Source organism: Myxococcus vastator, assembly GCF_010894475.1.
GTDB classification, from domain to species: Bacteria; Myxococcota; Myxococcia; order Myxococcales; family Myxococcaceae; genus Myxococcus; species Myxococcus vastator.
Genome location: NZ_JAAIYB010000851.1, coordinates 1 through 1,296 on the forward strand (window position 1 = coordinate 1; position 1,296 = coordinate 1,296).

Consider the following 1,296-nt stretch of genomic DNA (forward strand, 5'->3'; position numbering starts at 1 on the left):
AGGGCCCGATCAGAAATTACTTATCCGAATTGGGCTTGAGGACGTAGTTCCAGTCCCCATGAAAGTCTGAGCGGACGAGGCGGAGTTGATGCATGGCTGCCTGAGAGACGCTGACTCCCGTGCGGTAGCGCCGCCGGTCCAGCCGCGCTTTCACCTTCAGGCCCTTGGCGGTAGTCGTAGTGCCGATGAGGTTCACCACCGTCTCGTAGTCCTCCAGCGGACGGCCTCTCCAATTCATGCTGATGTGGCTGAAGAGGCGATGCTCCACCTTGTTCCACTTGCTCGTACCGGGAGGGAAATGACAGACGCTGATGGACAGCCCCGTCGCGTCCGCCAACCGCTGCAACTCTGCCTTCCACACCCGGCTTCGCGCGCTGTTGCTGCCGCCCGAGTCTGCCGTCACCAGCAACTCCTTCGCCTCGGGATAGCGCTCCTGGCCCATTTTGCGCCACCAGGCGCCGATGCTGTTGACGGCGAAGACGGGCGTGTCGTGGTCCACCCCCACCGACACCCATGCGCTGTTGTCCCCAAGGTCGTACACGCCATAGGGAATCGCCTTGCCCACCGCCGTGTCCGGGAAGTCATGCGTCAGGCTCAGCACCGGCGCCCCTGCCGGCTGCCATTCGCGGCCTCCATTCTTGAACTCCCCCACCAACTCCTTCTTCTTGGTGTCCACCGAAATGGCCGGCTGCCCCCGACTCTGGAACTCCCGCACCTGGGCGTTGATGTGCTCGAACTGGGCGTTGCGGTCAGGGTGCGACTCTCCCTCCAACGACTTGGCGCCGGACTGCAAGCTGTAGCCCTGGCTTTTGAGCAGCTCGCCCACCTTCTGCGGGCTCACTTCATAGCCCTGCTTCCCCAGTTCCGCGGCCAGCACCCTCGTGCTCTTGCACGTCCAGCGCAGCGGCGACTCCGGGTCTCCCCGAGTCACCGGGTCCACCAGCGACTCCAGGGTTTCCGTCAGCCCCGGCTGGGCCACTTCCGCCGAGGGGCGGCCCGCTCCCTTTCGCCGCACCCGCACCAGCTCTCCTGGTGGCCTCTTCCCGCTCGCCTCGTCGCGCCCCGCGCGCACCGTCATGCGCGCCAAGCCCGTCGCCCGGGCGACCGCCGTGACGCCCCCTCGCCCCAGAGCGAGTGCTTCGGCGCCTGCCCAGCGGCGCGTCACCCGCTCATCCATGACATCTCGAAGTGCCTGGTATCGCTCCGCCACGGCCTTTTCCGCGTCCATACCCGGCCAACGCGCTCGGCCCCTCTGGCTATTCCCCTATTCGGCTAACTAATTCCTGAGCGGGCCCT

Annotated in this window: 1 protein-coding gene; it reads right to left on the reverse strand. The window is 66.0% G+C overall.

Annotated elements, in window-relative coordinates; translation table 11 throughout:
- Positions 1-16: 16 nt before the first annotated feature.
- Positions 17-1,228, reverse strand: a complete 1,212-nt coding sequence (locus G4D87_RS37855; protein WP_163787605.1) for an ISAzo13 family transposase — start codon at positions 1,226-1,228, stop codon at positions 17-19.
- Positions 1,229-1,296 lie beyond the last annotated feature (68 nt).